Source organism: Mesorhizobium sp. M2A.F.Ca.ET.037.01.1.1, from assembly GCF_003998075.1.
In the GTDB taxonomy this organism is placed as follows: Bacteria; Pseudomonadota; Alphaproteobacteria; order Rhizobiales; family Rhizobiaceae; genus Mesorhizobium.
Genome location: NZ_RZSA01001628.1, coordinates 1 through 713, shown reverse-complemented (window position 1 = coordinate 713; position 713 = coordinate 1). Strand labels below are relative to the sequence as shown.

Annotated in this window: 1 protein-coding gene; it reads right to left on the bottom strand. The window is 59.3% G+C overall.

The features are described from left to right. The coding region (locus tag EOA27_RS38830) for a serine hydrolase domain-containing protein (protein ID WP_189562392.1) at positions 1 to 713 on the bottom strand (713 nt) is incomplete at both ends.

Genomic DNA, 713 nt, shown 5'->3' with positions numbered 1-713 from the left:
GTAGTAGTGGGCAGCAGCGATTCGACGAGCTCGCGGTTGAGGATCTGCTGATCGCCCCAGGCACCGCGGTTTTTCATCAGCAGTGCCAGCTTGGCCAGGTCATTGATCGTGGGATAGTAACCGGCGCTCCACAGCGGCAGCCCCTGGGATCCGTCTTCCTCGATCGTAGAGGCGCTGGGAAGGTGATGGATCCCGATTGGCTGGTAGACCTCGCGTTTGAGCATTTCCCAGGTCGACGCTTCACACCCCTCCTGGCTCTTGAGCAGGGCGTCCAGCGCTGTCCCCTCCAGGTAGGAGTCTTGATTGATGTAGTGGAACTCCGCGCCTGGCTGGTACGTGCGCGGGTACGACGACAGCGCCACTTCGATCCTGTCGTTTTTCGTCCGCTGCTGCACCCAGCAATTGAACTTCAGATCCGCGAACGTTCCTCCTTCTCCTTTGAAGTGGTGGCCAGAGGACATGTTCGCCAGTTGCCGGTAGGTTACGTCGTCCCAGCCCGGTCGGCGAGCGGCCGTAAAATATTTCGCAATCGGCTCGTCCAGGAACTCAGCTCCGAACTTTTGCGCGAGCCGCAGCATCGCAATGTTAAGCATGGCTGACTTGGTAACTGACATCGCGCCAAACCGCATCTCGTCGCTGTACGGGTACGGGCCTGCTGCTGTACGACAGTCGGTTCGATAGAGGACGCCGTCATGGATGACGGCGTCCTCTAT